Source organism: Mesorhizobium sp. M7A.F.Ca.US.007.01.2.1, assembly GCF_003998165.1.
GTDB lineage: Bacteria > Pseudomonadota > Alphaproteobacteria > Rhizobiales > Rhizobiaceae > Mesorhizobium > Mesorhizobium ciceri.
The window spans coordinates 1-4,868 of sequence record NZ_RZQP01000342.1 but is presented as its reverse complement, the minus strand read 5'-3'; the positions used below and the strand labels follow the sequence as shown (position 1 = coordinate 4,868).

At 61.2% G+C, this 4,868-nt stretch carries 9 protein-coding genes; 3 read left to right on the top strand and 6 right to left on the bottom strand.

What is annotated here, in order from left to right; genetic code table 11:
• A partial coding sequence (locus tag EN949_RS33060) for a PAS domain-containing protein (protein WP_164782621.1) occupies nt 1-300 on the bottom strand: 300 nt, incomplete at its 3' end.
• Between the two features lie 138 nt (nt 301-438).
• Entirely contained in the window at nt 439-540 is a 102-nt protein-coding gene (locus tag EN949_RS33055; RefSeq protein WP_013530742.1) for a hypothetical protein, read from the bottom strand.
• Between the two features lie 255 nt (nt 541-795).
• Between EN949_RS33055 and EN949_RS33050 the strand changes: the two genes are divergently transcribed.
• Nucleotides 796-1,245, top strand: a complete 450-nt coding sequence (locus tag EN949_RS33050; protein ID WP_024501639.1) for an ester cyclase — start codon at nt 796-798, stop codon at nt 1,243-1,245.
• A gap of 59 nt (nt 1,246-1,304) precedes the next feature.
• On the opposite strand, the gene EN949_RS33045 is transcribed toward EN949_RS33050, so the two are convergent.
• Both EN949_RS33045 and EN949_RS33040 read right to left on the bottom strand, forming a co-directional pair.
• Nucleotides 1,305-1,841: a hypothetical protein gene (locus EN949_RS33045; protein ID WP_196815378.1), complete on the bottom strand. Its 537-nt coding sequence runs from the start codon at nt 1,839-1,841 to the stop codon at nt 1,305-1,307.
• 121 nt (nt 1,842-1,962) lie between these two features.
• Nucleotides 1,963-2,289 (bottom strand): DUF1330 domain-containing protein, encoded by a 327-nt coding sequence (locus EN949_RS33040; RefSeq protein ID WP_013530739.1) that lies wholly within the window; start codon nt 2,287-2,289, stop codon nt 1,963-1,965.
• Nucleotides 2,290-2,465: 176 nt separating this feature from the next.
• On the opposite strand from EN949_RS33040, the gene EN949_RS33035 reads away from it, so the two are divergent.
• The gene (locus tag EN949_RS33035; RefSeq protein WP_024501641.1) at nt 2,466-3,158 is read left to right on the top strand and encodes a helix-turn-helix domain-containing protein; all 693 of its coding nucleotides are present in this window, start codon (nt 2,466-2,468) and stop codon (nt 3,156-3,158) included.
• A gap of 15 nt (nt 3,159-3,173) precedes the next feature.
• On the opposite strand, the gene EN949_RS33030 is transcribed toward EN949_RS33035, so the two are convergent.
• A complete protein-coding gene (locus EN949_RS33030) occupies nt 3,174-3,572 on the bottom strand; it encodes a type II toxin-antitoxin system HigA family antitoxin (RefSeq protein WP_127367261.1) in 399 nt (132 codons plus the stop codon).
• The gene (locus EN949_RS33025; RefSeq protein WP_013530736.1) at nt 3,572-3,868 is read right to left on the bottom strand and encodes a type II toxin-antitoxin system HigB family toxin; all 297 of its coding nucleotides are present in this window, start codon (nt 3,866-3,868) and stop codon (nt 3,572-3,574) included. Before EN949_RS33025 ends, EN949_RS33030 begins: the two co-directional genes overlap by 1 nt.
• A gap of 130 nt (nt 3,869-3,998) precedes the next feature.
• Between EN949_RS33025 and EN949_RS33020 the strand changes: the two genes are divergently transcribed.
• On the top strand, nt 3,999-4,868 hold an 870-nt coding region (locus EN949_RS33020; RefSeq protein WP_164782620.1), incomplete at its 3' end, for an Ada metal-binding domain-containing protein.

Here is a 4,868-nt window from a genome sequence, read left to right as displayed (position 1 = left end):
CACCCAATGTCCCTGCTTGTGCTTCAGCCGCAATTCGGTCTCGATGGCGTCGGTCAGGCCGGCAATGTGGCGGTCGCCGCTGGCCAGCGCCCGCTCGCGGTCGTCGGGATGGGTCAGTTGCAGCCAAAGGTCGCTGGTGTTGGCCAGTTCGCTCTCATCGTAGCCTAGCATCCGCGCCCAGGTCGCGGAATAAAAGCAGTCGCCGGTCACAAGATCCCAGTCCCAGACGCCAAGATGCGCGCGCTCCAGGGCTTTTGCCCAGAACGTTCCATTGCGACTTTTCTTACCCTGACGCGCCATCGTCTGCTTCGCCTGCTCCACCGCGGCGCAATCTGCGGCAAAACCAGAGAAGAAACAGTTACCGCGCGGGCGGAGTTGTCGACGTCTGATTGGGAGCCCCTGTTCATCAAGGCCGTACCGAACTACTCCAGGCAGCCGTCAATTTCCCCAGGTCGACGACACGACATTGCCCGCCGTCACGCCGGACAGTCTTTCGCGCTTCTCGAGCCTCGGCTTTTCATAGGTCTTCTTCATTGCCATCGCCTTCTCCCGTGGCCATCCGATTTCCAGGGTCTAGCTGAGGCGGGGCAGCCATGCTTGGGCTCAGCGGAACGGGTTTCGGCCCAGGCGGCCCTGCCCGGCGCCGAACCCGCCTTTTCGATTGGCCGGCAGGAACCGGAGTTTTGTGTCTGGCGGATCGTCCTACTGCTGCCCAGGTCAGCGGCGCAAGCCGGTGACCCCTGGATCATCGGCGGCGCCGATGATCCCATGCACGACAACAACAAGGACCTCCCCATGACCAAGCAAGAAGACAACAAGGCCGTCGTCGTCAGATGGTTCACCCACTTCTGGGGTGAACGTTGCGATCTGTCCGTCGTCGACGAGATCGCGGCACCCGACATGCTGCTGAAATATTCGCTGCACGAGCCGCGCCGCGGCCGCGACGACATCAAGGCCTTCATGACCGACTTCCGCGCCGCCTTCCCGGACCTCAACTTCTGGGCCACCGCCGACCTGATTGCCGAGGGCGACTATGTCGTCGGCCAGTGGGAGGGCGGCGGCACGCATACCGGCCCAGCCTTCGGCGACTTCCTCGTCGGTTCGCTGCCGGCCGCCACCGGCCGCACCATGCGCTTCACCGGCACCACGGTGCTGAAGGTGGTTGACGGCAGGATCGTCGAGGAAATCGGCCTCGATGACGGCGTCGCCGCCCTCACCCAGCTCGGTCTGATCAAGACCGCCTGAGGCGATCAGGCAAAACGATCGTCGGGCCAGGCGGCGTCAATGCCGCCTGGCCTCATTGCTTATTGGCTCGGCGCCATTGCGTGCTCGCATGACACTTTCGGATTCATGTCGGCGAACGTGCCTGTCGGGTTCCCTTTCCAGGCCCAGACATGCAGCTCGTAGAATTCACCCAGGCCATAGCGGTTGGGGGCGTTGTTGAAGTTGAACAGCTGGCCGTCCAACGATGCCGGTCCTTTCGAAGTGATGTACTCGACCGCCACCAGCTTCAGCGTGCCATCGGCCATCGGCTCGTACATCACAGCTTCGGGACGGGCGATGTCGATCTTGTCGTCCTTCAGATACTGGCCGTTGACATAGTGGATGCCCATGGCGCCGCCGGTGATGCCGCTGGCACAAGGAATAGGCGCATAGCCCTCTGATACCGCTGCCTTGACGTCGACAAACCGGCTGTTGACAGCCCGCACCTTGTCGGCCAGCGGGTTGGGGCCGGAGGCAGCTTCAGCCGGCTCCTGATGCGCCTGCGCGAGGGTGGTGCAGATTGCCAGCATGGTCCCCGCCATAAGAAGTCCGCTGCGAAAGTTTGATATCATCTTCATTCCATTCTTCTTGAAAAAGCACAGCTGGCCGGCCGCCGAAAATACGGAGGCCCGGCAGGCAAGCGCTGTGGCTGTTGTTGCTTGGAGATCCCGAAATTGATGTAACGGCTACCGAAAAGGATCATCCCTTCGGCAGATACGGGATCGTTCCGGCCAGATCGGTGTTGTCGATCATCTGGAAACGGCTGTCGCTGCCGTCCTGACGGGCCGAGACGAAGGGCGCGTAGGCAGGATCGGTGGTGAAGGCGCGCGCCGCCGCTTCCGATGGGAACGCCATCAGCGCGATTAGCGTGGTATCGAGCGGCTTGCCTTCAAGCGTTTTCACATTGCCGCTGCGCGACAGATATCTGCCGCCATGCTTGTGGACGAGATCGTGCACCGAGGCGGCGTAAGCCGGCACCCACTGCGGGTCGTTTATCTTGATGTCTGCGATAACGTAGGCGGTCATGGTGGTCTCCTGGTTGCGGTGCACAGGCGTATCCCGTGCAACCGGCCAAAAGGCTCGCATGGCAGGACCCTCGCCAACCAGTCCGTGATCTGTACCGGGGCAGTACAGTTTCCGTACTGGCCGCTTCATTCATGAAGGCCTAATATTCGGTCAGGTTTGAGGGAGAGGCACCAATCATGAGCCAGCACGGATACAAACAATTCTGCCCGCTATCGATGGCCGCTGAGGTGCTGTGCACCCGCTGGACCATGGTGCTGATGCGTGAACTGGTGGCCGGCTCGACCCGCTTCAACGATCTTCGCCGCGGCGTCCCCAAAATGTCGCCGACCCTTCTGTCGCAACGGCTGAAGGAACTTGAGATCGCCGGGATCGTCGAGCGCAAGGAAGTGCCGGGCGAAAAAGGCATCTTCGAATATCGGCTGACGGAAGCCGGCCGGGATTTGCGTCCTGTCGTCGAGGCGATGGGCTTCTGGGGGCAGAAATGGGTCGAGTCCCGGCTGTCGCTGAAGAACCTCGATCCGTCGTTGCTGATGTGGGACATGCGGCGCAATCTAAACCCCTCGCCGCTGCCTGAAGGGCGCACGGTGATACAATTCCTGTATCAGGATCTCCCGGCGTCCAAACGGTCGTGGTGGCTGATCGTCGAGAAGCACGGTGAGGTCGATCTGTGCTGGTACGATCCCGGCTTCGATGTCGATCTCTACGTCTCGACCGACCTGCACACGATGACGGCGATCTGGATGGGAGTGCTGACCGTCGAGAAGGCCGGCGCCAGGGTTGCCCTGACCGGCGACCAGGCCATCGGCAGGAAGATGCAGACCTGGCTCGGCCTCAGCCCATTCGCGGTGGAACCCAAGCGCGCGGCTTAGGAGAATCGGTGCATGTTAGGCGCGCCTGCGGCCCCTGTCATTTGCAAGGTGATAGGGTTGCACGAGGACTTCGGCGGGAATTTTCCATTCCTTGTTCAGTTTGAAGACCATATCCAGGGTGAGTGCGCGCTTTTTGTTCAACACCTCGGTCGCCCGGGGTGATGATCCGATCACCTCGGCCAGCGCCTTCCGCGACAGGTTGAACAGTTCCATGTGCGAATGAATGGCTTCAACGGGATCCGGTGCTTCAATCGGGTAGTGCTTATCCTCATAAGCCTCGATCAGGGTTGCGAGAACGTCGAACCGGTCACCATCGAGAGAGCCGACCTCCGGCTCATTTTCGAAATATTTAGTGATTTCGGCGATCGCCCAATCGTAATCGGCGACGGTCTTAATGGGTCGAATGTTTTCCATCACACCTTCTCCGGATCAATCTTGTCATACTCTTTGTGCGTGCCGACGAATTTGATCAGAACGCGGTGAAACTTGTAGGCGACGTGGACAATCAAACGATACTTGTTGCCGCTAATGTCGAAAATGATGCGATTGTCACCGACGAAATCAACTGTCGCTCCAAACGCATCCTTGACGTCAGCCGGGGTCTTCCAATCAGCATTCCCGACAGCCACATACCAAGCCGTCAAAGGAGCTTCGGCCTGATTGTGTTTTGCCCAAAAATCCTTCAGCGCCTTCTTGGCAATTATCTGCATGACCTGATATAGCAAATTCCCAAATTGGGAACAAGAGGATTTTCCCAAATTGGGAAAGGCAGGTGAGGTTCTCCAGGCACTTGTCAGGAAACGGGTGGCGGGGCCGGCTTGTGGTGGCTTCAATGCGGTCATGTTCATCACCCTGGCCAAGAATCTGAAGTCCGCGCCGCTGCAAATCACCGACGATCCGCGCTGGGCGCGCATCGTCGCGCGCGACAAATCGGCCGACGGCGAGTTCTGGTATTCGGTGGCGACGACGGGCGTCTATTGCCGGCCTTCCTGTCCGTCTCGGCGCGCCAATCCGAAAAATGTGCAGTTGCACGACACGCTGGACCAGGCCAGGGCGACCGGTTTTCGCCCGTGCCGGCGCTGCGATCCACATGGCCCGTCGCTCGAGGCCGGCAACGCGGCGATGGTCGCCGCTGCCTGCCGCAGGATCGAGCAGAGCGAGGAAGAACCCTCGCTCGCTGAATTGGCTGATGCCGCCGGCCGCAGCGCCGGTTATTTCCACCGCATCTTCAAGGCGGTCACCGGATTGACGCCGAAGGACTATGCCGCCGCGCACCGCGCCGCCAGGGTCCGCCAGGGCCTGGAAGACGGCACCAGCGTGACGGCTGCGATCTACGATGCCGGTTTCAATTCGAGCGGGCGTTTCTATGAGAAATCCATTGGTATGCTCGGCATGACGCCGACGCGCTATCGCGCCGGCGGCGCCCATGAAGAGATCCGCTTCGCCGTTGGCGAGACCTCGCTCGGCACCATCCTGGTCGCGTCCAGCCAAAAGGGCGTCGCCTCGATCCTGCTCGGCGACGATCCCGACGCGCTGGTGCGCGACCTGCAGGACCGTTTCCCCAGGGCACGGCTGATCGGTGGCGACCGCGACTACGAGGCGCTGGTCGCCCGCGTCGTCGGTTTCGTCGAGGCTCCGGCGCTCGGCCTCGACCTGCCGCTCGACGTCCGCGGCACGGCGTTCCAGCAGCGCGTCTGGCAGGCCTTGCGC